At 70.2% G+C, this 26,028-nt stretch carries 23 protein-coding genes and 1 tRNA gene; 9 read left to right on the top strand and 15 right to left on the bottom strand.

Translation table 11 applies throughout. The annotated features are described in order from the left end of the window. Positions 1 to 24: 24 nt before the first annotated feature. A complete protein-coding gene (locus BJ979_RS12400) occupies positions 25 to 501 on the bottom strand; it encodes a peroxiredoxin (RefSeq protein WP_179568278.1) in 477 nt (158 codons plus the stop codon). 270 nt (positions 502 to 771) lie between these two features. On the opposite strand from BJ979_RS12400, the gene aceE reads away from it, so the two are divergent. From aceE to BJ979_RS12385, 3 genes are all read left to right on the top strand, one after another. Then, positions 772 to 3,498, top strand: coding sequence for a pyruvate dehydrogenase (acetyl-transferring), homodimeric type (gene aceE, locus BJ979_RS12395; RefSeq protein ID WP_179568276.1), 2,727 nt, complete (start codon positions 772 to 774; stop codon positions 3,496 to 3,498). A gap of 116 nt (positions 3,499 to 3,614) precedes the next feature. Further along, entirely contained in the window at positions 3,615 to 4,685 is a 1,071-nt protein-coding gene (locus tag BJ979_RS12390) for a PucR family transcriptional regulator (RefSeq protein ID WP_246286776.1), read from the top strand. 133 nt (positions 4,686 to 4,818) lie between these two features. Next, the gene (locus tag BJ979_RS12385; RefSeq protein ID WP_179568275.1) at positions 4,819 to 5,820 is read left to right on the top strand and encodes a chitinase; all 1,002 of its coding nucleotides are present in this window, start codon (positions 4,819 to 4,821) and stop codon (positions 5,818 to 5,820) included. 63 nt (positions 5,821 to 5,883) lie between these two features. Here BJ979_RS12385 and BJ979_RS12380 read toward each other — a convergent pair whose 3' ends face one another. Beyond that, complete coding sequence (locus BJ979_RS12380; RefSeq protein WP_179568273.1) at positions 5,884 to 6,777, bottom strand: alpha/beta fold hydrolase; 894 nt, start codon at positions 6,775 to 6,777, stop codon at positions 5,884 to 5,886. Positions 6,778 to 6,879: 102 nt separating this feature from the next. Between BJ979_RS12380 and BJ979_RS12375 the strand changes: the two genes are divergently transcribed. The 4 genes from BJ979_RS12375 to BJ979_RS12360 all read left to right on the top strand — a co-directional run bounded on the left by BJ979_RS12375 (position 6,880) and on the right by BJ979_RS12360 (position 10,425). Next, positions 6,880 to 7,803: an ACP S-malonyltransferase gene (locus tag BJ979_RS12375; protein WP_179568271.1), complete on the top strand. Its 924-nt coding sequence runs from the start codon at positions 6,880 to 6,882 to the stop codon at positions 7,801 to 7,803. Next, a complete protein-coding gene (locus BJ979_RS12370; protein WP_179568269.1) occupies positions 7,800 to 8,798 on the top strand; it encodes a beta-ketoacyl-ACP synthase III in 999 nt (332 codons plus the stop codon). The genes BJ979_RS12375 and BJ979_RS12370 overlap by 4 nt, the downstream gene beginning before the upstream one ends. 40 nt (positions 8,799 to 8,838) lie before the next feature. Further along, positions 8,839 to 9,087 carry an acyl carrier protein gene (locus tag BJ979_RS12365; RefSeq protein ID WP_141145614.1) on the top strand — a complete coding sequence of 83 codons (249 nt, stop codon included), beginning with the start codon at positions 8,839 to 8,841 and terminating at the stop codon, positions 9,085 to 9,087. A 102-nt stretch (positions 9,088 to 9,189) separates the two neighbouring features. Further along, a complete protein-coding gene (locus BJ979_RS12360) occupies positions 9,190 to 10,425 on the top strand; it encodes a beta-ketoacyl-[acyl-carrier-protein] synthase family protein (protein ID WP_179568267.1) in 1,236 nt (411 codons plus the stop codon). A gap of 231 nt (positions 10,426 to 10,656) precedes the next feature. Here BJ979_RS12360 and BJ979_RS12355 read toward each other — a convergent pair whose 3' ends face one another. Further along, entirely contained in the window at positions 10,657 to 11,136 is a 480-nt protein-coding gene (locus tag BJ979_RS12355) for a DUF3145 domain-containing protein (protein WP_343046694.1), read from the bottom strand. A gap of 358 nt (positions 11,137 to 11,494) precedes the next feature. On the opposite strand from BJ979_RS12355, the gene BJ979_RS12350 reads away from it, so the two are divergent. Beyond that, positions 11,495 to 12,121 carry an Ig-like domain-containing protein gene (locus BJ979_RS12350; RefSeq protein ID WP_179568263.1) on the top strand — a complete coding sequence of 209 codons (627 nt, stop codon included), beginning with the start codon at positions 11,495 to 11,497 and terminating at the stop codon, positions 12,119 to 12,121. Positions 12,122 to 12,194: 73 nt separating this feature from the next. Here the strand turns inward: BJ979_RS12350 and BJ979_RS12345 are convergent, their stop codons facing one another. The 5 genes from BJ979_RS12345 to BJ979_RS12325 all read right to left on the bottom strand — a co-directional run bounded on the left by BJ979_RS12345 (position 12,195) and on the right by BJ979_RS12325 (position 18,653). Next, the gene (locus BJ979_RS12345) at positions 12,195 to 13,853 is read right to left on the bottom strand and encodes a bifunctional 3'-5' exonuclease/DNA polymerase (RefSeq protein ID WP_179568260.1); all 1,659 of its coding nucleotides are present in this window, start codon (positions 13,851 to 13,853) and stop codon (positions 12,195 to 12,197) included. A gap of 105 nt (positions 13,854 to 13,958) precedes the next feature. Continuing rightward, the gene (locus BJ979_RS12340) at positions 13,959 to 14,375 is read right to left on the bottom strand and encodes a DUF779 domain-containing protein (RefSeq protein WP_179568258.1); all 417 of its coding nucleotides are present in this window, start codon (positions 14,373 to 14,375) and stop codon (positions 13,959 to 13,961) included. Positions 14,376 to 14,585: 210 nt separating this feature from the next. Continuing rightward, entirely contained in the window at positions 14,586 to 16,109 is a 1,524-nt protein-coding gene (gene exaC, locus BJ979_RS12335) for an acetaldehyde dehydrogenase ExaC (RefSeq protein ID WP_179568256.1), read from the bottom strand. A gap of 140 nt (positions 16,110 to 16,249) precedes the next feature. Beyond that, complete coding sequence (locus BJ979_RS12330) at positions 16,250 to 17,536, bottom strand: GAF domain-containing protein (RefSeq protein WP_179568254.1); 1,287 nt, start codon at positions 17,534 to 17,536, stop codon at positions 16,250 to 16,252. An 82-nt stretch (positions 17,537 to 17,618) separates the two neighbouring features. Further along, positions 17,619 to 18,653: an LLM class flavin-dependent oxidoreductase gene (locus tag BJ979_RS12325; RefSeq protein WP_179568252.1), complete on the bottom strand. Its 1,035-nt coding sequence runs from the start codon at positions 18,651 to 18,653 to the stop codon at positions 17,619 to 17,621. 162 nt (positions 18,654 to 18,815) lie between these two features. Here BJ979_RS12325 and BJ979_RS12320 point away from each other — a divergent pair, with 162 nt between their 5' ends. Then, entirely contained in the window at positions 18,816 to 20,261 is a 1,446-nt protein-coding gene (locus BJ979_RS12320; protein ID WP_179568250.1) for a P-loop ATPase, Sll1717 family, read from the top strand. A gap of 28 nt (positions 20,262 to 20,289) precedes the next feature. Here BJ979_RS12320 and BJ979_RS12315 read toward each other — a convergent pair whose 3' ends face one another. The 7 genes from BJ979_RS12315 to BJ979_RS12285 all read right to left on the bottom strand — a co-directional run bounded on the left by BJ979_RS12315 (position 20,290) and on the right by BJ979_RS12285 (position 26,007). Continuing rightward, on the bottom strand, positions 20,290 to 21,123 hold the full coding sequence (locus BJ979_RS12315) for a DUF1684 domain-containing protein (RefSeq protein ID WP_179568248.1): 834 nt from the start codon (positions 21,121 to 21,123) through the stop codon (positions 20,290 to 20,292). A 146-nt stretch (positions 21,124 to 21,269) separates the two neighbouring features. Continuing rightward, positions 21,270 to 21,953 carry a hypothetical protein gene (locus BJ979_RS12310; RefSeq protein WP_179568246.1) on the bottom strand — a complete coding sequence of 228 codons (684 nt, stop codon included), beginning with the start codon at positions 21,951 to 21,953 and terminating at the stop codon, positions 21,270 to 21,272. A 4-nt stretch (positions 21,954 to 21,957) separates the two neighbouring features. Next, positions 21,958 to 22,779, bottom strand: coding sequence for a putative protein N(5)-glutamine methyltransferase (locus tag BJ979_RS12305; protein WP_179568244.1), 822 nt, complete (start codon positions 22,777 to 22,779; stop codon positions 21,958 to 21,960). After that, complete coding sequence (locus BJ979_RS12300; protein WP_179568242.1) at positions 22,776 to 23,222, bottom strand: ester cyclase; 447 nt, start codon at positions 23,220 to 23,222, stop codon at positions 22,776 to 22,778. The genes BJ979_RS12305 and BJ979_RS12300 overlap by 4 nt, the downstream gene beginning before the upstream one ends. A gap of 129 nt (positions 23,223 to 23,351) precedes the next feature. Next, positions 23,352 to 23,426: transfer RNA gene (locus tag BJ979_RS12295), tRNA-Ile, on the bottom strand. Positions 23,427 to 23,506: 80 nt separating this feature from the next. Beyond that, entirely contained in the window at positions 23,507 to 24,766 is a 1,260-nt protein-coding gene (locus tag BJ979_RS12290) for a glycosyltransferase (protein ID WP_343046693.1), read from the bottom strand. A gap of 44 nt (positions 24,767 to 24,810) precedes the next feature. Then, positions 24,811 to 26,007 (bottom strand): DMT family transporter, encoded by a 1,197-nt coding sequence (locus tag BJ979_RS12285; RefSeq protein ID WP_179568240.1) that lies wholly within the window; start codon positions 26,005 to 26,007, stop codon positions 24,811 to 24,813. Between the last annotated feature and the right edge of the window lie 21 nt (positions 26,008 to 26,028).

Here is a 26,028-nt window from a genome sequence, read left to right as displayed (position 1 = left end):
TCGACCAGATCAGTCGATCCGCGATCAGCCGACCGGAGCCGGCAGCACCTCGGCGAGGGCCTCGCGGTACTCGTCGATCGAACGGGCCTCGCCCGGCGCGGTGATGAACGAGGCGCGGATGATGCCGCGGGCGTCGATCACGAAGGTGGCGCGGTTCGCGAATCCCTTGTGCTCGAGGAACACGCCGTACTCCTTCGCGACGTCGCCGTGAGGCCAGAAGTCGGCGAGCAGGGTGAAGTCGTAGCCCTCCTGCTCGGCCCACGCGCGCAGCGTGGCCTTCGAGTCGACGGAGATGCCGACCAGCTCGACGCCCTTCTCCTTGAACATCGCCAGGTTGTCGCGCAGGGCGCAGAGCTCGCCCGTGCAGGTGCTCGAGAACGCGAGCGGGAAGAAGACCAGCGCGACCGGGCGCACCCCGCGGAAGTCGCTGAGGCGGATGTGCTCGCCGTACTGGTTCGGCAGCTCGAAATCGGGTGCCTGGGTGTCGTTCTCCAGAGCCATGGACGTGCGTTCCTTTCCGGCCGGCCCCCGATGGGATCCGGCAGACACAGCGCGTGATACTACGCCTGTTCCGACGCGATGACCGGTTCGCCTCCCTGCGCGGCGGCGCACTCAGCGCATGCTCGGCTGCGGCTCGCGCGCTCGGGTCCGCCGTGCGCAATAGAGTGGTCGAGCACCACGCTCCTTCCCACGACCCCGGGACGATCGCGCGTGCGTGCCTGCAGCGTGGTCCACCGGCCACGCCGAGCGACACACAGGAAGAGGTCGAGGGTGACGGTCAACGATCAGGACCCCTACTCGTCGGAGCACATCGACAGCGATCCCGAAGAGACGTCGGAGTGGCAGGAATCCCTCGACGCGCTCGTCGAGGCGCAGGGCCGCGGTCGCGGCCGCGACGTCATGCTGAGCCTGCTCAAGCGCTCCAAGGAGCTGCAGCTGGGCGTGCCGATGGTGCCCACCACCGACTACATCAACACGATCGCGCCCGAGAACGAGCCCGCCTTCCCCGGCGACGAGGAGCTCGAGCGCCGCTACCGCCGCTGGATACGCTGGAACGCGGCCATCACGGTGCACCGCGCGCAGCGCCCCGGCATCGGCGTCGGCGGCCACATCTCGACCTACGCCTCCTCCGCGGCGCTCTACGAGACCGGCCACAACTGGTTCTTCCGCGGCGCCGACGCCGCCGGCGGCGGCGACCAGGTGTTCTACCAGGGCCACGCCTCCCCCGGCATGTACGCCCGCGCCTTCCTCGAGGGCCGGCTCAGCACCGACCAGCTCGACGGCTTCCGCCAGGAGCGCTCGCACGCGCCCAACGGCCTCTCGTCGTACCCGCACCCGCGGCTCATGCCCGACTTCTGGCAGTTCCCGACCGTGTCGATGGGCCTCGGACCGATCAACGCGATCTACCAGGCGCAGTCGAACAAGTACCTGACCAACCGCGGCATCGCCGACCGGTCGGCCAGCCAGGTCTGGGCCTTCCTCGGCGACGGCGAGATGGATGAGGTCGAGAGCCGCGGCGCCCTGCAGTGGGCGGCCAACGAGGGCCTCGACAACCTCAACTTCGTGATCAACTGCAACCTGCAGCGTCTCGACGGCCCGGTGCGCGGCAACGGCAAGATCATCCAGGAGCTCGAGAGCTTCTTCCGCGGAGCCGGCTGGAACGTCATCAAGGTCGTCTGGGGCCGCGAGTGGGATGACCTGCTCGCCCGCGACACCGAGGGCGCCCTGGTCAACCTCATGAACCAGACGCCCGACGGCGACTACCAGACCTACAAGGCCGAGAACGGCGCCTACGTGCGCGAGAACTTCTTCGGCCGCGACCCCCGCACGCTCGAGCTGGTTAAGGACTTCACCGACGAGCAGGTCTGGAACCTCAAGCGCGGCGGACACGACTACCGCAAGGTCTACGCCGCGTTCAAGGCCGCGACCGAGCACAAGGGCCAGCCGACCGTCATCCTCGCGAAGACCGTCAAGGGCTACGGCCTCGGGCCGCACTTCGAGGGCCGCAACGCGACCCACCAGATGAAGAAGCTCACGCTCGACGACCTCAAGCAGTTCCGCGACGAGATGCGCATCCCGATCACGGACGCGCAGCTCGAGGAGAACCCGTACCTGCCGCCGTACTACCACCCCGGTCAGGACGACGAGGCGATCCAGTACCTGCACGAGCGTCGTCGCGAGCTGGGCGGCTACCTTCCCGAGCGCCGCCACACCCACGTGCCGGTCACGCTCCCCGAGGAGTCGGCCTACTCGGTCGTCAAGAAGGGCTCCGGCAAGCAGGAGATCGCCACGACGATGGCCTTCGCCCGCCTGCTGAAGGATCTGCTGCGCGACAAGCAGTTCGGCAACCGCATCGTCCCGATCATCCCGGACGAGGCGCGCACCTTCGGCATGGACGCCTACTTCCCGACGGCGAAGATCTACAACCCCAACGGGCAGCACTACACCTCCGTCGACCGCGAGCTGCTGCTCGCGTACAAGGAGAGCCCGCAGGGTCAGATCGTGCACGTCGGCATCAACGAGGCGGGCGCCTTCGCGGCGTTCACCGCGGCCGGCACCTCGTACGCGACCCACGGCGAGCCGCTCATCCCGGTCTACGTCTTCTACTCGATGTTCGGGTTCCAGCGCACCGGCGACGCCATGTGGGCCGCCGGCGACCAGATGGCGCGCGGGTTCATCATCGGCGCCACCGCCGGCCGCACCACCCTCACGGGTGAGGGCCTGCAGCACGCCGACGGCCACTCGCACCTGCTCTCGGCCACCAACCCGGCCGTGGTCAGCTACGACCCCGCCTACGGCTACGAGCTCGGTCACATCGTGCGCGCCGGTCTCGAGCGCATGTACGGCGGAACCCACGCGGATCCCGACGTCATGTACTACCTGACGGTCTACAACGAGCCGATGGTCCAGCCGGCCGAGCCGGAGGATGCGGATGTCGACGGCATCCTGCGCGGCATCCACCTGATCAGCAAGAACGAGCACCCGGGTGTCAAGGTGCAGCTGCTCGCCTCGGGCGTCGGCGTGCCGTGGGCGCTCGAGGCGCAGGAGCTGCTGCAGAAGGACTGGAACGTCTCGGCCGACGTCTGGAGCGTCACCTCGTGGACGGAGCTGCGCCGCGACGGCCTCGCCGCTGACGAGCACAACTTCCTGTTCCCGAACGAGACCCCCGTGGTCCCGTACGTCACGCAGAAGCTCGCTGACGCCGAGGGCCCGAAGATCGCGGTCTCGGACTACATGCACGCCGTGCAGGACCAGATCCGTCCCTTCGTGCCGGGCGACTACTACACGCTCGGCGCCGACGGCTTCGGCTTCAGCGACACGCGTGCCGCCGCTCGCCGCGACTTCAAGATCGATGGCCCGTCGATGGTGGTGCGCGCGCTGCAGGCGCTCGTGCGCCGCGGTCAGGGCGACCCGTCGATCGTGCAGCAGGCGATCGACCGCTACCGTCTGCACGACGTGTCGGCCGGCACCTCGGGTTCCGCCGGCGGCGAGAGCTAGGCCGGGCCACGGAACGCACGAAGGCGCAGACGCTCACCCGTCTTCGCTCTCTCTCGGGAGAGCTCGCCACCAGCACGCTGAAGCGGCTGGATGACGAGCTCTCCTGGTACCGCGACATGCCGCCGGGCCGACGCAGCGCCGTCGGCCTGGTGGCGCAGGCGGGCATCACCTCGTTCATCTCCTGGTTCGAGGATCCGACCACCACCGCATGGATCGCCGCCGACGTCTTCGGCGCCGCGCCGCGCGAGCTGCTGCGGTCGGTGAGCCTGCAGCAGACGCTGCAGCTGATCCGCATCACGGTCGAGGTCGTCGAGCACCGCGTCGGCGACGACCCGATGCTGCGCGAGGCGATCCTGCTCTACTCGCGCGAGATCGCGTTCGCCTCGGCTGACGTCTACGCGCGCGCCGCCGAAGCGCGCGGCCTCTGGGACGCGCGGCTCGAGGCGCTCGTCGTCGATTCGATCCTCACCGGCGAGTACGACTCCGAGCTGCCGAGCCGCATCGCCGCTCTGGGCTGGAACGGCCACGGCGCCGTGAGCGTGCTGGTCGGCACGGCGCCGCGCATGCTCGACGTCGATCAGCTGCGCCGCACCGCACGTCATCTGGATGCCGACGTGCTCATCGGCGTGCAGGGCAGCCGCCTCGTGCTCGTGATCGGACGCACCGATCCGCCCGAGGAGAGCGAGGCGGACGCGCAGCGCTCCTTCCTCGAGATCGCGAAGGAGCTCGAGCCGGGCTTCGGCAGCGGTCACCTGGTGCTCGGTCACGAGGTGCCGACGCTGCTGGATGCGGCGAAGAGCGCCCGCGCGGCCCTGGCCGGGTTCGCGGTGGCGCGCTCGTGGCGCAACGCCCCGCGGCCGACGCTCTCCGACGATCTGCTGCCCGAGCGCGCCTTCGCCGGCGACTCGCTCGCTCGCGGCACGCTCATCAACCGCATCTACAAGCCGCTGCAGGCGCACTCGAAGGAGCTGCTGACCACGCTGTGGTGCTACCTCGACAACGGCCGCTCGCTGGAGGCGACGGCCCGCGAGCTGTTCGTGCACCCCAACACGGTGCGCTATCGGCTCAAGCGCATCAGCGAGGTCATCGGCTACGACGCGACCGGCGCCCGGGAGGCGCTCGTGCTGCAGTCGGCGCTGATCGTCGGCTCGATCGCCGAGGCGCCGGAGCGCGGCCAGCGCGGCTGAGCGTCTGCGCCCCGCGCGCCCGCGCACCTCGTTCCTGAGAACCACCGCAGAGCCCGCGGCGGCTCATCGACGCGCCCTTAGCCTGGCCTGACCCGAGTATGTAACCGAACCTTACAAAATCGGAAGGTCAGCAATGAAGCTCACTCGCCCTCGCGGCATCCTCTTCGCGGCGCTCACCGCAGCCGCCGCCCTCACCGTCGGCACCGCCAGTGCGCTCACCTCGGCAGGCCCCGCCCAGGCCGCGGATGTTCGCACGCACACGCTCACCGGCTACTGGCAGAACTTCGACAACGGCGCCGACGTCATGCGGCTCGGCGACGTGCCGGACGCCTACGGCATCGTCGCGGTCGCCTTCGCCGACGCCGTGCCGGCGACGCCCGGCGCGATCTCGTTCACGCTCGACTCCGGCGTGGCCGGCAAGCTCGGCTACGACACGGCGGCATTCAAGTCCGACATCGCCAAGCTGCACTCCGAGGGCCGCAAGGTCGTGCTCTCGGTCGGCGGCCAGAACGGCGCCATCTCGCTGCCGGATGCGGCGGCGGCCGACGCCTTCGCCTCCAGCTCGCTCGCCCTGATGGACGAGTACGGCTTCGACGGCGTCGACATCGACCTCGAGAACGCCCCCAACCTCGAGAACATGACGAGCGCGCTGCGTCAGATCGCCGCCGCCAAGGGCAGCGACTTCGTGCTGACCATGGCGCCCGAGACGATCTACGTGCAGCCCGGCGGCAGCTACCTGGCGCTCATCGACCAGGTCAAGGACCTGATCACGGTCGTGAACACGCAGTACTACAACTCGGGCAGCATGCTCGGGCGCGACGGCAAGGCCTACAGCGCCGGCACCGTCGACTTCCAGACGGCCCTGGCCGACATCCTGCTCGACGGCCACCTGCGCGCCGACCAGGTCGGGCTCGGTCTGCCCGCGACCGCTCAGGCGGCCGGCAGCGGTTACGTCGACCCCTCGGTCGTCAACAACGCGATCGACTGCCTGCGCACCGGGCAGAACTGCGGCAGCTACGTTCCCGCCGCCACCTATCCCGAGCTGCGCGGCGCGATGACGTGGTCGATCAACTGGGACTCGACCTCGGGCTACGCCTTCGCGAACACCGTGGGCGGGCACCTCGCCTCGCTCTGATCGCCGATCACCGCTCACTGAGATGACACCGACGCGTCGGCTCCGGCCGACGAGGACGCGCCCCTAGAGCAGGAGGCGTCGGACAGCCGAGACCACGGCGTCCGGTGCCTCCTGCGGCACGTTGTGGCCCACGCCCGACAGCTCGATCACCTCGACGAGGTCGGTGAAGTGGGCGGGATCCGCGTCGGGTTCGCCGGGGATCCCGGCATCCAGGCCGTCGGCCAGCGGGCTGAGCACGATCGTCGGCACGGTGATCGGCGGCTGCGTGGCGATCGCCCGGGTCAGGTCCGCATAGCGCGGGTCGCCCGGCACGAGCGCGTGCCGCACCCGGTACGAATGCGTGACGACGTCGACGAAGTCGGGATTCCGCAGGCTCGCGGCGGAGGCGGTGAACGCGCGCTCGGCATCCGCCCACTCGGGAGACCAGTCGCGCCACAGCAGTCGGCAGAAGCCATCGCGGTCGGTCTCGAGGGCGCGGCGGCCGCGTTCGGTCTGCAGGAAGTACTGGTACCAGAACGGCTTCTCGGCGGCGGCGGGCGCCGGTTCGCCGGCGACGGCCAGGTCGTGCACGTTGTAGCCGTCCACCGTCACCAGCGCGGTGACGCGCTCGGGACGCAGTGCGGCGACGACGCAGGCCGCCCGACCGCCCCAGTCGTAGCCGACGAGCGCGGCGCGCGCGATCCCGAGCGCGTCGAGCAGGTCGAGCAGATCCTGCGCGAGCGCGCCCTGCTCCCCCGATCGGAGCGTCATCGGCGAGCGGAACCGCGTCGGACCGTAACCGCGCAGCCACGGCACGATGACGCGCAGGCCCGACTCCGCCAGGGCGGGCGCGACCTCGTCATAGGCGCGCACGTCGTAAGGGAAGCCGTGCAGCAGCACGACCACCGGTCCGTCGGCCGGACCGTGCTCCAGGTAGGCGATGTCGAGCACGGGAGTGGATGCGATGCGGTGCTCCATCGGCCCATCCTCGCGCCGATCTGTAGAGATCCCACAGGGTCTCGGCCGATTCTTCGTGGCGCAGAGTGCGCCGAACCTCGCCGAGCCTGGCAAGGTAGACCCGTGAGTGTCGTCATCGTCGCGCCCGGTCAGGGCTCGCAGACCCCCGGATTCCTCGAACCGTGGCTCGCCGAACCCCGGTTCGCCGAGCATCTCGCCGCCCTCTCCGAGGCGGCCGGGGTCGATCTGGCGGCGCACGGCACCACCTCCGACGCCGACACGATCCGCGACACCGCGGTGGCTCAGCCGCTCATCGTCGGCGCGAGCCTGCTCTCGCTCGCGGCTCTGCTCGAGCGCGTCGACCGCTCCCGCCTCGCCGGCATCGCCGGCCACTCCGTCGGCGAGCTCGCCGCCGCCGCGGGGGCGGGCATCATCACCGAGGCCGACGCGCTGCGCCTCGTCGCCGTCCGCGGTCGCGCGATGGCCGCCGCGGCCGCCGAGGCCGAGACCGGCATGAGCGCCGTGATCGGCGCCGACGTCGACGAGCTCACCGCCAAGCTCGACGAGCTGGGTCTCAGTCCCGCCAACTTCAACGGCGGCGGTCAGATCGTCGTCGCGGGTGCGCTTCCGGCGCTCGCCACGCTCAAGGACGCTCCCCCGGCCGGAGCCCGCGTCATCCCGCTGCAGGTCGCCGGCGCCTTCCACACCGCGTACATGGCGAGTGCGGTGGATGCGCTGCGCGAGGCCGCGCAGGGCGTCGAGATCTCCGACCCCACCCTGCCGATCTGGACCAACCGCGACGGCGCTCCGATCACGAGCGGACCGGTCTTCGTCGACCTGCTCGTCGGCCAGGTCGCCTCCCCCGTGCGCTGGGACCTCACCATGGAGGCCTTCGCCGCCGCCGGCGTGACCGGCCTCGTCGAGCTCGCGCCCGCCGGAGCCCTCGTCGGCCTCGCCAAGCGCGGGCTCAAGGGCCTGCCGACGGTCGCCGTGAAGACCCCCGCCGACCTCGATGCCGCCGCCGACCTGATCGCGAGTGCCGAATGACCGAGCTGAAGCAGGGCGTCGGCCCGCAGTACACGCGCATCGTCTCCCTGGGCGCCGCCCGCGGTGACCTGGTCGTGCCCAACGCCGACCTGATCGAGCCGATCGACTCCAGCGACGAGTGGATCCGCCAGCGCACCGGCATCATCGAGCGTCGCCGCGCCAGTAAGGGCATCGACGCCGTCGACCTCGCGGAGACCGCAGCGCGCGAGGCCATCGAGAAGGCCGGAATCGCCCCCGAGAAGATCGGCGCCGTGCTGGTCTCGACGATCAGCAACGTCGCCGTGACCCCGTCGATGGCGGCACTGCTCGCCGATCGCATCGGCGTGAGCCCGGCCCCCGCCTACGACATCAGCGCCGCCTGCGCCGGGTACACCTACGGCATCGCCCAGGCGGATGCGCTCATCCGCGCCGGAGCCGCCGAGTACGTGCTCGTCGTCGGGGCCGAGAAGCTCTCGCAGTACGTCATCCCCACCGATCGCTCGATCTCGTTCCTGCTCGGCGACGGCGCCGGCGCGGCCGTGATCGGCCCCGCCGACGAGCCGGGCATCTCGGCCTCCGTCTGGGGCTCCGACGGCTCCAAGTGGGGCGCTGTCGGCATGAGCGCGACCTTCGAGCAGTTCCTCGACGGCGACTCGGAGTGGCCCTACATGCGTCAGGACGGCCAGACCGTCTTCCGCTGGGCCGTCTGGGAGATGGCCAAAGTCGCGCAGCAGGCGCTCGAAGCCGCCGGCGTCACCGCCGACGAGCTCGTCGCCTTCGTGCCGCACCAGGCCAACATGCGCATCATCGACGAGCTCGCCAAGCAGCTGAAGCTGCCCGAGCACGTCGCGATCGGCCGCGACATCGCCACCACCGGCAACACGTCGGCGGCCTCGATCCCCCTCGCCACCCACCGTCTCCTGGAGGAGCAGCCCGAACTCAGCGGCGGCCTCTCCCTGCAGATCGGTTTCGGCGCCGGCCTGGTCTTCGGGGCCCAGGTCGTGCGGCTCCCCTAAGCTTGCCCCTGGTCAATCGACACCCCCTAGGAGATACGTAATGGCACTGTCCAACGACGAGGTTCTGGCCGGCCTGGCCGAGCTCATCAACGACGAGACCGGCATCGCGACTGACACGGTCGAGCTGGACAAGTCGTTTACCGACGACCTCGACATCGACTCGATCTCGATGATGACCATCGTGGTCAACGCCGAGGAGAAGTTCGACGTGAAGATCCCCGACGAAGAGGTCAAGAACCTCAAGACCGTCGGCGACGCCGTCACCTACATCGTCAACGCGCAGGCCTGACCGCCGCGCGACGACATCACGGAGGCGGGGGCGCCGCTCGGGGCCCCCGCCTTTTCCGACCGCGGCCAGAAGCCATCCGGTCGGCTGCCTAGGAGAGTGAGAATGACCAAGAAGATCGTCATCACCGGCATCGGGGCGTCCTCGCCCCTCGGCGGCAACGTCGCCGACACCTGGAAGGCCCTCAACGCCGGGGAATCGGGTGCGCGCACGCTGCCGCACGAGTGGGTCGAGAAGTACGAGCTGCCGGTGAAGTTCGCGGCCGAGGCCAAGGTGCGCCCCACCGAGGTCATGGAGCGCGTCGAGACCAAGCGCCTCGACCCGGTGAGCCAGTTCGCCGTCATCGCCTCGCGCGAGGCCTGGGAGGATGCGGGCTCGCCCGACGTCGAGCCCGAGCGTCTCGGCGTGGACTACGCGACCGGCATCGGCGGCCTCTGGTCGCTGCTGGACGCCTGGGACGTGCTGCGCGAGAAGGGCCCGCGCCGGGTCCTGCCGATGACCGTCCCCATGCTCATGCCGAACGCCGCCTCGGCCGCCGTCTCGATGCGCTTCGAGGCCCGCGCGTTCGCGCGCACCGTCGCCTCCGCCTGCGCCTCCAGCACCGAGTCGCTCGTCAACGCCTACGAGCACCTGCAGGCGGGACTCGCCGACGTCATCATCGCGGGCGGCTCGGAGTCGGCCATCCACCCGATCACGATGGCGTCCTTCGCCTCGATGCAGGCGCTGTCGAAGCGCAACGACTCCCCCGAGACCGCATCGCGCCCCTACAGCGTCGACCGCGACGGCTTCGTCATGGGCGAGGGTGCGGCCAGCCTGGTGCTCGAGACCGAGGAGCACGCCAAGGCGCGCGGCGCCAAGATCTACGCCGAGCTCGCGGGCGGCGGCGTGACCGCCGACTCGTACCACATCACCGCTAACGACCCCGAGGGTCGCGGTGCCTCGCGCGCCGTCGCTCTGGCCCTCGCGGCAGCGGGCGCCTCTCCCGACGACGTCACCCACATCAACGCGCACGCCACGAGCACCCCGGTCGGCGACATCGCCGAGTACGCGGCGCTCAAGGTCGCGTTCGGCGACCGCGTCGACGGCATCCCGGTCTCGGCGACGAAGGGCGCCACCGGTCACCTGCTCGGCGGCACCGGCGCCCTCGAGGCGATCTTCACGATCCTCGCGATCCAGAGCCGCCAGGCGCCGCCGACGATCAACCTCTCGGAGCAGGACCCCGAGATCCCGCTGACGATCAGCGGCAGCCCGCTCGACCTGGGCGCCGGCGACCAGCTCGCGATCTCGAACTCCTTCGGCTTCGGCGGACACAACGCGGTGGCGGCCTTCCGCAGCGTCTGAGTCCCCGCACGAGACGTCCGGGTCACGAGCCCGGACAGACGACGAGCCCCCGCCTACCGGCAGGGGCTCGTCTCGTCTCGGCGTCACGACGCCGAGGAACCTGAGGATGCGGGATCAGACGCCCACGCGCGACCGTCCGAACTCGGCGCGGTGCTGCTCGCGTCGAGCGAGCCAGACGCGGCCGACGGTGCTGCGTCGCCGACGCAGACGGGAGAGGATGCGGCTCACGCGTCAGCCCACCTTGTGCAGCCAGACGACCGAGGAGTCGTCGGATGCGGTGCGGAAGGGCTCGAGCTCGTCGTCCCAGGCCTGGCCGAGGGCCAGCCGCAGCTCGCGGTGCAGCTCGAGCGCATTGGAGCCGGCGGTCTCCATCGCCGAGCGCAGACGGTCTTCGGAGATGACCATGTTGCCGGCGGTGTCGGTCTGCGCATAGAACACGCCGAGGTCGGGCGTGTGCATCCAGCGCCCGCCGTCGCCGCCGAGACCGGCATCCTCGGTCACCTCGTAGCGGAGGTGCTCCCAGCCGCGCAGGGCCGAGGCGATGACGGCGCCGGTGCCACGCGGGCCCTGCCAGGAGAACTCGGCGCGCTGGGCGCCACGGAGAACGGGCTGCTCACGCCACTCGACGGTGACGGCATGCCCGAGAGCGCGACCGGCCGCCCATTCGACATGGGGGCAGAGCGCGCGAGGAGCGGAGTGGACGTAGACCACTCCGCGCGACGGTGTTGCGACCACTTTCTTCTCCGATCGTCAGGTGCGACTTCCCCATCGACCTGTGAGCAGAGAACAGCGTGTCCGCTAGCGCGATTATGCCTGACCAGAGTGCGGGATGACAAGCAGGTGATTCGGCGATCCGGATGACGGCGAGCGGGCCATCCGCGGTCGCGTCGTGGTGCCGCTGAGCGGGCGCGCCCTGTGGAGCGGCGCCCGGGATCCCGCCCCGCGTGGCTCTAGCGCCGTACCCGCGGATCGCTCTACTATGAGCTGTCCCCCAAACGGCCGACATGTCCCCGCATCGACGCCACCCCTCGCAGTCCCCCTGCTGCGCCTACCCGAATGGTCTCCCCCGATGGCCGCTTTCCTCCGTCCCCGCCTGCGCGCCCTTCCGGGCGCCCTCGTCCTCGGCGCCGCTCTCGCGATCGCCGGTCCGGCACTCGCCTCGACCGCCGACGCCTCGACGCCCGTCGCTCTGCCCAGCTCGGCCTCGACGGCCGCCGGCACGAGCACCAGCATCCCGCTGCGCGGAACCAGCCCGACCGGCGCGGCCCTGCAGTACCGGCTCTCCCTGTTCGCCAGCTATGGCCAGGTGAGCATCTCCGGCAGCACAGCCACCTACACGCCGCAGGCCGGCTTCTCGGGCAGCGACCACTTCGCCTTCCTGGTGAGCGACGGCGCCTCCGCCTCCGACCCGGTCGACGTGACGGTGACCGTCTCCGCGCCCGTCGTCGTCACCCCGCCGGCGCCTGCTCCGGCCGCGCCCGTGACGAACGCGGCGCCCGCCCGTCCGAGCGTGCCGGCGACCACGTCGACGCCGGCGACCACCGAGGCGCCCGCTGCTGAGACTCCGGTCGCTGAGACGGGCCCCACGGCGTCGTCGACCTCGACCGACACCGCGTCGAGCGAGCGTCCCGAGGTGGCCGCCGCACTGCGCGCGCTCAGCAAGGGACTCGCCGCCGCCGCCAAGTCGCTCGGCTGAGGCCACCGCCGCATCCTGCAGTCCGACAGCCCCGGCCCGCCGCATCGGCGCACCGGGGCTGTCGGCGTCAGCGCTACTTCGCGCGGTCGTAGCTGTCGACCTGCGCCACGGTGAGGGCGAACTCCACCGGCGCGGAGGGAAACAGCATGCGCCCGGCGTCGGCTGCGGCGGCGCGCACCTCGTGCTCGACCTGGTCGGCGAACTCGGCCGGCGTGTGCACCATGACCTCGTCATGCAGGAAGAACGCCAGGTGAGGTCGGCGCGCGAAGGGATGCCGTGCGGCACCGGGCTCGCCCTCGCCGAGATCCCAGAGCCGACGACGCAGCGACCCCATCCAGCACATCGCCCATTCGGCGGCGGTGCCCTGCACGACGAAGTTGCGGGTGAAGCGGCCCCAGGAGCGGGCATCGGAGCGCGCGCGGTCGCGGGCCTCGGGGCTCAGGGTCTCGTCGTAGCCCTCGCCGCCGCGGGACGGCGAGGTGCGGCCCAGCCAGGTGCGCACCCGCTCGCCGCGCTCTCCGGCCCGTGCCGCCTCCTCGACGAGGTGCATCGCGTCGGGGAAGGCGCGGCGCATCCGCGGCAGCACGCGGCCGCTCACTCCGGTCGTGCCGCCGTAGATCGCGCCGAGCATGCCGTACTTGGCCTCGTTGCGGTCGGCGACGGCGCCGCTCTGCACGATGCCCTCGTAGAGGTCGTGGGCGCGACCCGCGCGGGCCATCGCGGCATCGCCGGACATCGCCGCGAGCACGCGCGGCTCGAGCTGGGCGGCGTCGGCGACCACGAGCTTCCAGCCCGGGTCGGCGACGACGGCTCCACGCACCTGATGGGGCAGCTGCAGCGCTCCCCCGCCGTCGGAGGCCCAGCGTCCTGTCACGACGCCGCCGACCACGTACACCGGACGGAAGCGCCCGTCGTGCACCCAGCTGTCGACCCAGTTCCAGCCGTTGGCGGTGAGAACCCGCGCGAGCTTCTTGTACTCCAGCAGCGGGGCGATGACCGGATGCTGGAGCTCCTTCAGCTCCCAGGAGCGCGTCGAGCGTGCGGGCAGCCCCGCGTTCTGCAGCGCCCGCAGCAGACGCTCCGGGGAATCGGGATCGAGGTCGGGCGCGTCGAGCAGCTGACGCAGGCGCACGACGAGGGCCTCCATGCGAGCGGGACGGCCGGCCACGGGCCGCGCACCCAGCAGCTCGGTCAGGATCTCGTCGTGGCGAGCCGCGCTCCACGGCAGGCCCGCGTGCGACATCTCGGCGGCGGTGAGCGCGCCGACGCTCTCCGCCGCGAGCAGCAGCGCGAGCACGCCCGGCTCGCTGCTGAGGGCGACCGCCTCCGCCTGCCGCAGGTGCTCCTCGAGCGCGGAATCCCGTTCGACGCGCTCCGTCAGGTCGAACAGCGCCGCCCCGACGTCGTGCACCGGCGCTGACGGCGCGGCATCCCAGCCGTCGCGTGGACGCGTCGTGAGCGGCGTCCCCGCGGTCGCCGCGGCGCCGCGCAGGATCCGCCGGCAGAGACGGAGGTCGGCGGCGCGTTCGAGGCGCACGCCGGCGAGCAGCAGACGCGGATACCACTCGGTCGTGTCCGACCAGATCCAGCGCGGATGCTCGGCCGCCTCGCGCTCGGCGGCGTAGGCCGGGAAGTCGTCGACGACGACATCCGTGCGCGCGGTCTCCGACCCGGCATCGTCGAGATCGCGGACGACCACCCGGTCGCCTTCGCGATCCAGCACGACGGGCACGACTCGATTCTGCCGCGCACCGGCGACACTCCCCGCATCGACGCGAGCGCGGGCGTGGTGTGGGCGCCGCGCAGGCGATTCCGGCGATCGCGCCGAGCCCTCAGCTCAGGCGAACGGCTCCGCGCTGTCCATCAGCCGTGAGCGCAGCAGGAAGCGAACGCCCTCGGGCGCCTCGACCGAGAACCCCGAGCCGCGCCCCTTCACGACGTCGACCGTGAGATGGGTGTGGCTCCAGTAGGCGAACTGCTCCTGCGACATCCAGAACTCGATCGTCTGCGGCTCCCCGCCGTCGGGCGCGATGTCGAAGACGCCGAGCAGCACGTCGGCGGGCCCGGTCATGAAGTCGCCGGCCGGGAAGCACATCGGCGAGCTGCCGTCGCAGCATCCGCCCGACTGGTGGAACATCAGCGGACCGTGGATCTCCCAGAGCCGACGCAGCAGCTCGACGGAGGTGTCGGTGAGCGCGACGCGGGAGACGGTCTCTCCTTCGATCGCGACGGTGGAATCGAGAAGTGCGGGCATGGTGGCCTCCTGGGCACAGGGTACGCGCGTGCTTCGGCGGACGACGGGGATCCAGGCATCCCGCCGCCCGCCGAGCTGAGACGGTCGGATGCGCGCCACCCGACAGGCGCGCATCCGACCCGGTGACCGGCGCGAGGGAGCGGCCGTCACCGCGGTGGGGGCCGAGCCGGGGGACGTCGGTCTCGAGCGCGCCCCGGCTCAGGGATGAGCTCAGAAGAAGCCGAGCTTGTTCTCGCTGTACGAGACCAGGAGGTTCTTCGTCTGCTGGTAGTGGTCGAGAGCCAGCGCGTTGTTCTCGCGGCCGATGCCCGAGCTCTTGTAGCCGCCGAACGCCGCCCCGGCCGGGTACGCGTGGTAGTTGTTCACCCAGACACGGCCGGCCTGGATGTCGCGCCCGGCGCGGTAGGCGACGTTGCCGTTGCGCGACCACACGCCGGCGCCGAGACCGTAGAGCGTGTCGTTGGCGATCGAGATGGCGTCGTCGTAGTCGTCGAAGCTCGTCACGGCGACGACGGGTCCGAAGATCTCCTCCTGGAAGAGGCGCATCTTGTTGTGGCCCTCGAAGATCGTCGGCTGCACGTAGTAGCCGTCGGTCAGGTCGCCGCCGAGGTCGACCCGCTCGCCGCCGAGCGCGAGCTTCGCGCCCTCCTGCTTGCCGATGTCGATGTAGCTGAGGATCTTCTCCAGCTGGTCGTTCGACGCCTGCGCGCCGACCTGCGTGTCGGTGTCGAGGGGGTTGCCCTGCTTGGCGAGCTTCGTCCGCTCGATCGCGTCGCCGAGGAAGCTGTCGTAGATCGGCTTGTGCAGCAGCGCGCGGCTCGGGCAGGTGCAGACCTCGCCCTGGTTGAAGGCGAAGAGCACGAAGCCCTCCTGCGCCTTGTCGTAGTAGCTGTCGTTGTGCGCCGCGACATCCTCGAAGAAGATGTTGGGGCTCTTGCCGCCCAGCTCGAGCGTCGCCGGGATGATGTTGGCCGAGGCGTACTGCAGGATCAGCCGGCCGGTGGTCGTCTCGCCGGTGAAGGCGATCTTGCGGATGCGCGGGCTCGACGCGAGGGGCTTGCCGGCTTCGGCGCCGAAGCCGTTGACGACGTTGAGCACGCCCGGGGGCAGGATGTCGCCGATCAGCTCGACGAGCACGAGGATCGAGACGGGCGTCTGCTCGGCCGGCTTGAGCACGATCGCGTTGCCGGCCGCCAGTGCGGGGGCGAGCTTCCACACGGCCATGAGGATCGGGAAGTTCCACGGGATGATCTGCCCGACGACGCCCAGCGGCTCCTTGTAGTGATACGCGACCGTGTCGCCGTCGAGAGGGGTCGACTCGTCGACCTGCGCGCGGATGACGGAGGCGAAGTAGCGGAAGTGGTCGGCGGCCAGCGGGAGGTCGGCGTTGAGCGGCTCGCGGATCGGCTTGCCGTTGTCCCAGGTCTCCGCGACGGCGAGCAGCTCGAGATTCGCCTCGATGACGTCGGCGATCCTGTTGAGCACGGCGGCGCGCTCGGTGGTGGAGGTCGTGCCCCAGGCCGGGGCGGCCTTGTGCGCCGCGTCGAGGGCGGCGTCGATGTCCTCGGCGGTTCCGCGGGCGACCTCGGCGAAGGGCTTGCCGTTGACCGGCGAGATGTCCTCGAAGTACTGGCCCTTGACGGGCTTGACCCACTCACCTCCGATCCAGTGCTCGTAGCGCGGCTTGAAGGTCACCTTCGCGTCGGGCGTGCCGGGTGCGGCGTAGACGGTCATCTCTGTCTCCAACTCCATCGTCGGGTGCGGGCGGGGTGGCCCGGTGCGCCCACGGTAGGACGGCGGAGGTTGCAGAGAGTTGCGCGGGTGGCGACGGCGGCGCCGCATCGCGCAGACCGGCGCGGATCTCCGGGCGCCGGTCAGCCGAGCTCGGCCTGGATGCGCTCGATGCGCGTGACCACGCCGGCGCGCTTCGGTGACCGGGCCGGCAGCATCCGCAGCACCTGCTGCCACACCTCGACGTCCCAGGCGGCGTCGTCGGTGCGGGCGTAGTCGAGCAGAGTGTCGACGGCGGCGTCGGACATCAGCGTCTCGCGCAGCACGGCCGCGAGCTCGGTGCGGATCTCGACGATGCCGGGCGCGGTGGAGCGCGGCAGCAGGGGCCCCCGATAGGCGCCGAGGGCGACCTTGTGGGCGCCGCGTTCGAGGAAGCCGAGCAGACGCTGCGCATCCAGCTCGACCGGCTCGGGCAGACGGTACGGCTTCGACAGCGGGGCGAAGCGCTCGGGCAGTGCCTTGCGCAGCCGCACCATCTCGGCCCGCAGCGTGACGAGCGCGTCGTCACGGCCGTAGAGCAGCTCGGCGAGCCGCTCGGCCGTCAGCCCGCCGCGATGCCAGGCGAGCAGGGTCAGCATCTCGGCGTGGCGCAGGCTGAGCTCGTGCCGATCGATGCCCCAGGCGAGCTCGCCGTCGTCGCGCCCGAGCACGTGCAGCTCGGGGGTCGCGGGTCGCGTGCTCGTCGGCGAGCTCGAACGTCGGCGCGGAGCCACCGCGTCGTCGAGACGCTGCAGGCGCAGCTCGGCCTCGACGGCGGCGACGGCTGCCTCCATCAGCGGAAGGGTCGCGGGTGCGACGGCCTCGTCGCCCCCGGTGATGTCGATGACGCCGAGCACGGCGCCGGTCGCGGGGTCGTGCACGGGGACGGCCGTGCAGCTCCAGGGATGAACGAGGCGGGTGAAGTGCTCGGGGCCGGAGATCTGGATGCCGTGGTCGAGCTGCAGCGCCGTGCCCGGCGCGCTCGTGCCGACCACCGACTCCGACCAGTCGGCGCCCTCGACGAACAGCATCCCTTCGGCGCGGCGGCGCAGCTCGCGATCGCCGTCGATCCAGAGCAGCCGGCCGGCTTCGTCGCCGATCGCGATGATGAGACCGGCGTCGAAGGTGTGCCGGATCAGCAGGCGGTGCAGGGTCGGCAGCGCGTGGCGCAGCGGATGCTGCTCGCGGTAGTCGCGCAGGTCGGAATCCCCGAGCGGCAGCCGCGCGACGGCCTTATCGGGGTCGATCTCGTGCGCGAGCGAGCGGCGCCACGACTCCTCGACGAGCAGCCGGATGCCGGGGCTCTCGACACGGTCGCCGACGACGCGGTCATGCGCCACGCGCAGGGTCGCGCGGGTGTCGGCGGGCGCCGCCGTCCAAGGGCTGGACATGCCGTCTCCGATCGTCATCGCTCGAGAGTGGCTACAGGGTAGCGCCTGCTGACGCGCAGGCCGATCCGGGACGTCGTGCGCCTCAGTCGCCGAGACCCGGCTTGATGTCGCGCACGATCGACTCCAGCATGCGCGCGTTGAGGTCGACGCCGAGCTGGTTCGGCACGGTGACGAGGATCGTGTCGGCCGCCTGCACGGCGGGATCCTGTGCGAGCTCCTCGACGATGCGGTCGGGCTCGCCGATGTAGCTGCGGCCGAAGCGGGCGATCGTGGTGGCGTCGAGGTGCCCGACCTGATCCTGCGAGTCGGCCTGCGCGCGCAGGCCGAACCACTGCCGGGTCTCGTCGTCGATGATCGGCAGGATGCTGCGGCTGATCGAGACCCGCGGGGTGCGCTCGTGTCCCGCGGCCGCCCAGGCGTCGCGGAACATCTGGATCTGCTCGGCCTGCAGCTCGCCGAGCGGCACGCCGGTGTCTTCCGTCAGGAGCGTGCTGCTCATCAGGTTCATGCCCTGCTCGGCCGCCCAGACGGCAGTGGCGCGGCTGCCGGCGCCCCACCAGATGCGGTCGCGCAGACCCTCGGAGCGGGGCTCGATCGGCACCGGACGCGACTGACCCGTCATCGCCGGGTTCGAGGTCGCGACGCCGGCGCCCTCGAGCGCGGCGAGGAGCAACTCCGTCTTGTCGCGGGCGAGGCCGGCCTCATCGGAGCCCTCGCCGGGCGCGTAGCCGAAGGAGCGCCATCCGTCGAGTGCCGTCTCGGGCGAGCCGCGGCTGATGCCGAGCTGCAACCGACCCTGTCGGCCGCTGCCGGCGCTGATGAGGTCCGCGGCCGCAGCCTCCTCGGCGAAGTAGAGCGGGTTCTCGTAGCGCATGTCGATCACGCCGGTGCCGATCTCGATGCGGCTCGTGCGCGCCGCGACCGCCGCGAGCAGCGGGAACGGCGCAGCGAGCTGCCGCGCGAAGTGGTGCACGCGGAAGAAGGCGCCGTCGACCCCGACCTCCTCGGCCGCGACCGCGAGGTCGATCGACTGGATCAAGGCGTCCTGCGCGGTGCGCACGAGCGAGCCGGGAACGGCCTGGTGGTGACCGAAGGAGAGGAATCCGATGCGCTTCACGGTCGATGTGAACGCATGGATCGGCTCATCTGTTCCCGAACGCTCGATCAGTGCAGCGGCGCGCCCGACTTCAATAGGCACTGCGCAGTGAATGGACCTTCACTCATCTAGGGTGATCTCAGCGATCGAGATGGGAGCGCAGCGTTGGCTACACAAACCGAGGTGTTGCAGAAGCTGGATTTTGGGAAGGTCGACTCCGAGTCGGAGACAGACCTCGACAGGCGGTTCGTGAGAACGGTCGATTTCGATGACTTCCTGCAAGACCACGTATGGCTCGCGCTTGGCGCCAAGGGGACGGGCAAGAGCGCGCTATTCGAACTATTCACGAAGTTCGAACCGACGGCGCGGCAACTGGCGGGATCAAAACTCAACGGAGTTCGGATCGGGGCCGGGACCGGATTTGGTGACCTGAGCGAGGTGGCGACCGGCGACATCCAGACGCTTAGAGACGGCCAGGCTTCGTTCGACCACGATAAGCTCTGGCGTTTGTACATCGCTGTCAAGGCAGGGCTTTCTCTCGATCCTTCCTGGAGCATTCCGCGCGGACCGCTCAAGGATCTGCTTTCGGCGCTCGGCGAACGACGGGATTTTCGTGTCGGCCCGCTGCTCAAGGAACTTTGGGAACTTGCGGTCGGCAACGCTCCCGATCAGGTGACGGTCTCCGCGCAGGGAGCGACGGTGGAAATTCGTGGAGGGCGACGCTCTCTCGACGTTGTCACCCTGCTCGAGGACGTCAACTCGGCGTTGACGAGTGCGGGGAATAAACTCTGGCTGCTATTCGACAAAATTGATGAGATCTGGCCAGCCGACCGTGCAGAGCGCCAACGTGCACTCGAGGGATTGCTCACAGCCTCGATGAGTATTCGCCGCACATTTCCGGCGATTCAACCAAAGATCCTCCTCCGCAGTGACCTATGGGCTGAACTCGATTTCACCAATAAGGATCATCTCACTGACAAGAAGATCGAGCTCGCTTGGTCGTCTGATCAGATCGCGACTTTGCTCTTGAAGCGAGCGATGTCCACTCAGGAAGTTCGTGACTACTGCGAGCAACGGGTGAGTGCACTGTACGGGAAAACTGTCGAGGACGTCGGTCCCGCAGATCGAGAAGCGGGTCTGTTGACGATCTTCCCGCCCACGGCCTACCCCGGCCAAAATGAAGCGCGATCTATGGACTGGCTCGTTGCACGCGTAACGGACGGACGAAAAACAGTGCTCCCGCGGGACGCTATTGTGCTGGCGAGCGCGGCCCGAAAGATACAACTCGAGCAGGGCGAAGCCGATTTGGAGACTCTAATCTCCAGAACCTCTTTGCGCGAAGCATTTACTACAACATCGGTCACTAAATTCGAGGCTTACCTGGCCGAATTTCCAGATCTCCGAGAGCATTTCCGTAGGTTTTCTGGCCAAACCACTGCCGAATTCAGCAGAACTGAACTGATCCAGCTAATGGATGGATTGACTCCAAACTCTGACGAGATGCTTGAGCGGTTCTTTGAGATTGGCCTTCTCACACCGAACACAGGTCGGGTACTTACTGCTTCGAGTTTCGAAGTGCCCCGGCTTTTTCGTTCCGGGCTTGGTCTGGTGATCCGCGGACGGCTGTAGAGCTAAGCCTCGAATCAGGCCTGTCCAATCAATGCAGCGGCGCGCCCGACTTCGCGAGCACGTTCTTCTCCCCCGCCTCGATCGGCACCGTGAAGCGGTTCTGCTTCGGCGGCATCGGGCAGTTGAAGGCGTAGCTGAACGCACACGGCGGCAGCACGGCCTGGTTGAAGTCGAGCGTGATCGTGCCGTCGGGGCGCGGCGCCACGAAGAGGAATCGGCCGACGCTGTAGGTCGACTCACCGCTCGTCGCGTCGGCGAAGACGATCTGCAGCGCGCGACCCGACTTGAAGGCGGCGAGGTCGTAGTCGACGCCGTCCTTCGTGAAGGTGATCGATCCGGGGATGACCTCCTCGCGGGTCTGCCCGTCGTCCTTGAGGTGCTCGAAGCCGAGCGTCGTGCCCTCGGGGTTCGGCGTGAAGTCGGCCTGCACGATCCACTCGGGGTTGAAGCCGAAGCTGTCGATCGAGCCGAACTCCTGGATCGCATCCGACTGCGCATCCCAGACGCGCAGCGCGTAGCTGCCGCCATGCTGGGCGATCACGAAGCCGCTGACCGTGTCGCTGAAGACGACCTCGCTGGGCGATTCGTCATCCTTGCCGCGCACGATCACCGTGCCGTCGACGAGCTCGCCGTCGACGCGGATGCCGTCAGCCGCCGTCGCCGTGACGGTGAGACCCGAGCCGCCGTCGGCGCGCGGCGCCCAGGTGCCGGGAACTCCCCAGATCGTCTGCTCGGCATCCACCTGCTGCGTCTGCGTGAGGGCGAGCGAGCCGCGCGGCTGCACGACCGATTCCTCGCGGCGACGGTGGAAGCGGTCGAGCGCCTCCTGCGGCGTGGCGGGGGCGGCCTGAGCGTCGGTCATGGTGTCTCCTCAGCGGGGTCGTGCGGTGCGGGTTCCGATCCTGTCACCCTGCCCGATGCAACCGGCATCGACACGTCGACCATTCCCGGCCGGTTCGGCGCGGGCGCGTCGCGAACCCGACGGCGATGCTCTCGGGCTGCGCCGACTCAGCAGTCGCGGGCGTAGAAGACCGGCGAGCCGATGCTGGCGAGCTTGCCCGAGCTGATCAGCGCGAGTGCGCCGTAGTAGGTGCCGGGATCGCCGGAGGCCGAGCCGCTCGCGACGTCGTAGTGCACCTCGGTGCCGTCGGCCGACTCGAACCGCGGGGCCTTGAGATTCGCCTCGATCACGTCGTCGCCGGCATCGCCGACGGCCTGCCCGCTGGGCAGCTCGATGCGGACTCCGCCGGCGGTCTTCGCGGCGTCGGCGGTCACGTAGAACTGCGCGTTGAGCGGGCGGGTGAGCCCGTCGGGCGAGCTGTAGATGTGCAGTCCGCCGAAGCTCTGCTCGTCGAGCATCGGATAGCAGGCGTCGTCGGTGACGGTCGCGCTCACGGGGGTCTCGTCGAGCGCGCTTCCGAGGCGGGAGGACGCCGTGGCGGCATCGGCCGTGAACGGCACGGAGGCTGCGGTGCCGCCCGAGGCGTCCAGCACCGTGACGCTGTCGGCATCGATCACGACGGTGACCTCGCCCGCGGGCTTCGCGGAGGGCGACGGGGCGGCGGCGGTTCGCGTGGCGGACGGCTTCGGGGCGGGCTTCGCCGGGGTCGCCGCGCACCCGGACAGCACGAGCAGTGCGGCCGAGGCGAGGACGACGAGCGGGATCGCGGCGAGACGGGGGACGCGCGGCATGACCTCAGCCTAGATCAGCGGCCTGCGACGCCCCGAGTCGCCCGAGAACGACGGTGCCGTCGACCTCCTCATCCCGACGGATCTCGGCACGGAACCCCGCGGCCTCGAACAGGGACAGATCGGTCTCGGCCTGCCGCCGACTCGTCTCGATGATCAGGGCGCCGCCCGGTCGGAGCCACGCGGGCGCCTCGGCGAGGATCCGGCGGTGCAGTGCGAGCCCATCCGCGCCGCCGTCCAGCGCCGCCGGCGCCTCGTGGTCGCGCGCCTCAGTCGGCATGAGCGCGATCTCGTCCGTGGGCACGTACGGGGCGTTGGCGACGATCGCGTCGACGCGACCGCGCACCGCGGCCGGCACGGCGTCGAACAGGTCGCCGGTACGAGCGCGGTCCGGATCGATACCGACGCGGGCGAGCGCCTCCCGGGCGCAGGACACCGCGGCAGGGTCGATGTCGCCGAGGTGCAGCTGCAGGGACAGCTCAGGATGCTCGTGCGCGAGCGCCGCGGACACCGCACCGGCGCCGCAGCACAGCTCGACGACCGCATCGCCCGCGTGCAGCAGCGGGGCGAGCACATCGACGAGAGCGCCCGTACGCCGACGCGGCACGAAGACGCCCGGGGCGACAGGGATGCGCAGCCCGCGGAACTCGGCCCAGCCGACCAGCTGCTCGAGCGGCTCCCCCGCGGCACGTCGTGCGACGACCCGGTCGCGGCGCTCGGGAGACACCTCGGCGGCGATCAGCTCGGCCTCGTCCTCCGCGAAGACGCATCCGGCGGCGCGGAGCGCCGCGACGGCCTGCGCGATCCAGGTGGAGTCGGATGCGGTCACGTGTCCATCGTGGTGGATCGCAGCTGCGCCAGCATCCGCGGTGCATCGCCGGAGCCCCAGTGCTCCACGATCATCCCACCCTGACAGCGGAAGAAGCCGAACTCGGTGACGTCCAGCCGCAGGCCCGGGGCCACCCGACCGAGCCAGGCCGACTCCTGCGTCCCCGTGAAGCGCATCCGCGCGGCGACGCGGCGCCCGTTCGCCAGCGATTCGACGACTTCCCACCGGCAGTCGGGGAACGCCCGCCAGAGCGCGATGAGGCGCCCGACCATGCGGTTGCGGCCGATCTGCTGGCCGTCGACGACGATGTCAGCCGAGAGCAGGGCGGCGACCGCATCGGCATCGTGGGCATTGCACGCGGCGATGAGGCGGGCGAACAGCAGCCGCGGCTCGGTGACACCGAACGGCGACCCGGGTCCGCCCTGTCCGGTTTCGGGTCGCATCACACCGGACTACCGGTGCGAAGCGGCGAGCGCGAGCGCTTTCGGCGGATTCCCACTTTGCCACGCGGCAACGACGCGAGCGTCAGGCTCGCGCCGGCCCGCGCCGGGGGATGCGCGGACCTCAGTCCGTAGGGCGGGTGGGACTTGAACCCACGAATCGTTCGGTTATGAGCCGAGTGCCTTAACCAGCTTGGCTACCGCCCCGTGGCAGCGGACGCGCCGCGGCCAGGTTCACGATAGCGGGCACGGCGGACGCGGCCACGCATCCACCGTTCCTGACCTGTTCAGGCCGTGCGGGGCTCCGGCGCCGGCGGCAGGGGCTCGCCGCGGTACAGCGCCTCGAAGATGTCGAGGGTGTGCTCGACATCGTGCACGGCCACGAGACGCAGCGAGGCCTCGCGCATCGCGCGCAGCTTCTCTTCGGGCGCGGTCAGCACATCCGTCAGACGCTGGGCGAAGCCGTCGATGTCGCCCGGCTCGAAGAGGTAGCCGTTGACGCCCTCCTCGACCAGGTGCGGCAGCGCCATCGCGTTCGCGGCGACGATCGGCTGGCCCGACGCCATCGCCTCGAGGGTCGTGATGCTCTGCAGCTCGGCGACCGACGGCATCGCGAACACCTTGGCGCGCGTGAGGGTCTGGCGCAGCTCGTCGTAGCTGACCTTGCCCGCGAGGCGCACGCGATCCTGCAGCCCGAGTTCCTGGATGAGGTGCTCGAGCTTCGTCTTCTGGTCGCCGTGGCCCATGATCACGACCTTCGCTTCGAGCGCCGGGTCGAGGCGAGCGGCGGCCCTCACGAGCTCGTCGATGTTCTTCTCGTCGTCGAGACGGCCGAGGAAGACGATGAGGTTCTCGTCGCGCGGCCCCAGATCGGCGGTGTACTTCTCGAGCGAGATGCCGTTCGAGATCGCGATCGTGTTCTTCAGCCCGGTGTTCTTGTCGAAGTAGTCGGCGCTGCGCTGCGTCGGCGCCGTCACCGCATCCGCCATGCCGAACCACTTCGCGGCGGAGGCCCACTGCTGCTTCACGAGCCAGCGCAGGGCCGGCGGAGGCAGGATCTGCACGTGCTGCGTGATGTTCTCGGGCATCGTGTGGTTCGTGCCGACGAGGCGGATGCCGCGCTCCTTCGCCGCCGGGGCCAGGCCCTGACCGACGACGATGTGCGACTGGAAGTGCACGACATCCGGGTGGAACTGGGCGATGATGCGGCGCGCATTGGCCTTGATGCGCCACGGCAGCGCGAAGCGCAGCCACGGGTGCGGAAGCCAGCGCCAGCTCAGCAGACGGTGCACGCGCAGGGTGACGCCGCCGTGCTCCTCGCGTCGCACTCCCCAGCGGTTGTCGGGCGACGGGGCCACGACCTCCACGTCATGTCCTCGCCCGGCGAGGCCGGCGGCGAGCTGGCGCGCGAAGGTCGCCGAGCCGTTGATGTCCGGCGGGAAGGTGTCGGCGCCGATGAGGATGCGCAGCGGGCGTCGAGCGGCCGACGCGGCACTGCTGCCGTCGGCAGGGTTCTCGTCGGAGTGGGCGGTGGTCCCGTCGGTCACGGCGTGGTGGTCCCTCGGTCGGCGAACATCCCCGTCACGCTACCTCAGCGCGGATCGGCGCCCGGGTGCTGACGCGGCGAGGCGTCATTCCGCGGACGGGGATGCGCGTCGGCCGGCGCCGCGGAGCCACCCGGCTCGGTGCGCCGCTCGACGTGCACCGCCTCGGGCTCGGCCGTGCGTTCGGTCTCGGCGCGCGGCGCTGTCGCGGATGCCGCATCGGGGTCGGCGGGTCGCTGATCGCCGGACGGTGCCGCCGGGCCCGACGCAGCGTCGATGGCGCGACGGTCCGATCCCTCGACGGGGCGCGGCAGCGGCTCGATCTCCCCGGTGTCGCGCTGGTGGGTCTGCGGGTGGTGCTTGGCGAGCTGGAACACGCCGAACACCGCCACGGCTCCCGCGACGATCCACAGCACGATGATCGGCAGGCCGACCTGCTTCGCCTCGCCCAGCACGATGATCGCGATCGCCACCGCGACCATCGGGTCGACGACGGTGAGCCCGGCGACCACCAGATCGGGCGAGCCCACCGAGTAGGCGGTCTGCACGAAGTAGGCGCCGAGGGCCGCGGCGCCGATCAGCGCGGCGATCGAGAGGATGCTCAGCCAGTCGAAGTCGCCGAAGCGGATGCGCGTGATGACCACCTTCGCGAGCGTCGCCACGAAGCCGTAGAGCACGCCGGCGGCGATGATGTAGAAGATCGCAGGCAGGCGCTGGCGCAGCAGGGCGAAGATCGTCGCCAGGATCGCGACCACGATCGCCAGGATGATGACGACCGTCAGCAGCTGCGTCTCGTTGATCTTGGTCTCGACCGCGGCGATCGCCGCCGTGATCACGAAGGCGCCGACGCCGATGACGCAGAGCGCGATCGCGCGGATCGTCGGGCGGTCGAGCTTCACCTTCGAGATGCGCGAGTTGAGGATCGAGGTGATCACCAGACCGACGACGCCGAGGGGCTGAACCACGATCAGCGGTGCGAATCCGAGACTCGTCAGCTGGAAGACGATCGCGAGCCCGAGCAGGATCGTGCCGAAGAGCCACGACGGCCGCAGCAGCAGGCGCACCAGCTGACCGGGATTCAGTCCGGCCTTCTCGCCGCTGCCATGCGACGCCTCGACTTTCGAGACGCCGCGGTGCTGCAGCTGGGTGCCCAGAGACAGGAACACCGCCCCGACCAGCGCGATCACGATGCCGATGAGTGTGTTCCACCCGTTCGTGTCGAGCGTGTCGAGGGCGTCATTCACGCGTGCGACCCTACCCGCGCA

The sequence above is a fragment of the Schumannella luteola genome (genome assembly GCF_013408685.1).
GTDB lineage: Bacteria > Actinomycetota > Actinomycetes > Actinomycetales > Microbacteriaceae > Schumannella > Schumannella luteola.
The sequence above is the reverse complement of the archived record's forward strand: the minus strand, read 5'-3'. Positions and strand labels throughout refer to the sequence as shown.

Bases quoted from the DNA above. Each gene is read 5' to 3' on its own strand.
- BJ979_RS12330 (WP_179568254.1), bottom strand. From the start codon at position 17,536: ATGTCCAGCCCTTGGACGGCGGCGCCCGCCGACACCCGCGCGACCCTG.
- BJ979_RS12340 (WP_179568258.1), bottom strand. From the start codon at position 14,375: ATGCCCGCACTTCTCGATTCCACCGTCGCGATCGAAGGAGAGACCGTC.
- BJ979_RS12300 (WP_179568242.1), bottom strand. From the start codon at position 23,222: ATGCGACCCGAAACCGGACAGGGCGGACCCGGGTCGCCGTTCGGTGTC.
- BJ979_RS12385 (WP_179568275.1), top strand. From the start codon at position 4,819: ATGAAGCTCACTCGCCCTCGCGGCATCCTCTTCGCGGCGCTCACCGCA.
- BJ979_RS12310 (WP_179568246.1), bottom strand. From the start codon at position 21,953: ATGCCGCGCGTCCCCCGTCTCGCCGCGATCCCGCTCGTCGTCCTCGCC.
- BJ979_RS12400 (WP_179568278.1), bottom strand. From the start codon at position 501: ATGGCTCTGGAGAACGACACCCAGGCACCCGATTTCGAGCTGCCGAAC.
- BJ979_RS12370 (WP_179568269.1), top strand. From the start codon at position 7,800: ATGACCGAGCTGAAGCAGGGCGTCGGCCCGCAGTACACGCGCATCGTC.
- BJ979_RS12390 (WP_246286776.1), top strand. From the start codon at position 3,615: ATGCCGCCGGGCCGACGCAGCGCCGTCGGCCTGGTGGCGCAGGCGGGC.
- BJ979_RS12350 (WP_179568263.1), top strand. From the start codon at position 11,495: ATGGCCGCTTTCCTCCGTCCCCGCCTGCGCGCCCTTCCGGGCGCCCTC.
- BJ979_RS12315 (WP_179568248.1), bottom strand. From the start codon at position 21,123: ATGACCGACGCTCAGGCCGCCCCCGCCACGCCGCAGGAGGCGCTCGAC.
- BJ979_RS12360 (WP_179568267.1), top strand. From the start codon at position 9,190: ATGACCAAGAAGATCGTCATCACCGGCATCGGGGCGTCCTCGCCCCTC.
- exaC (WP_179568256.1), bottom strand. From the start codon at position 16,109: ATGACCGTCTACGCCGCACCCGGCACGCCCGACGCGAAGGTGACCTTC.
- BJ979_RS12380 (WP_179568273.1), bottom strand. From the start codon at position 6,777: ATGGAGCACCGCATCGCATCCACTCCCGTGCTCGACATCGCCTACCTG.
- BJ979_RS12365 (WP_141145614.1), top strand. From the start codon at position 8,839: ATGGCACTGTCCAACGACGAGGTTCTGGCCGGCCTGGCCGAGCTCATC.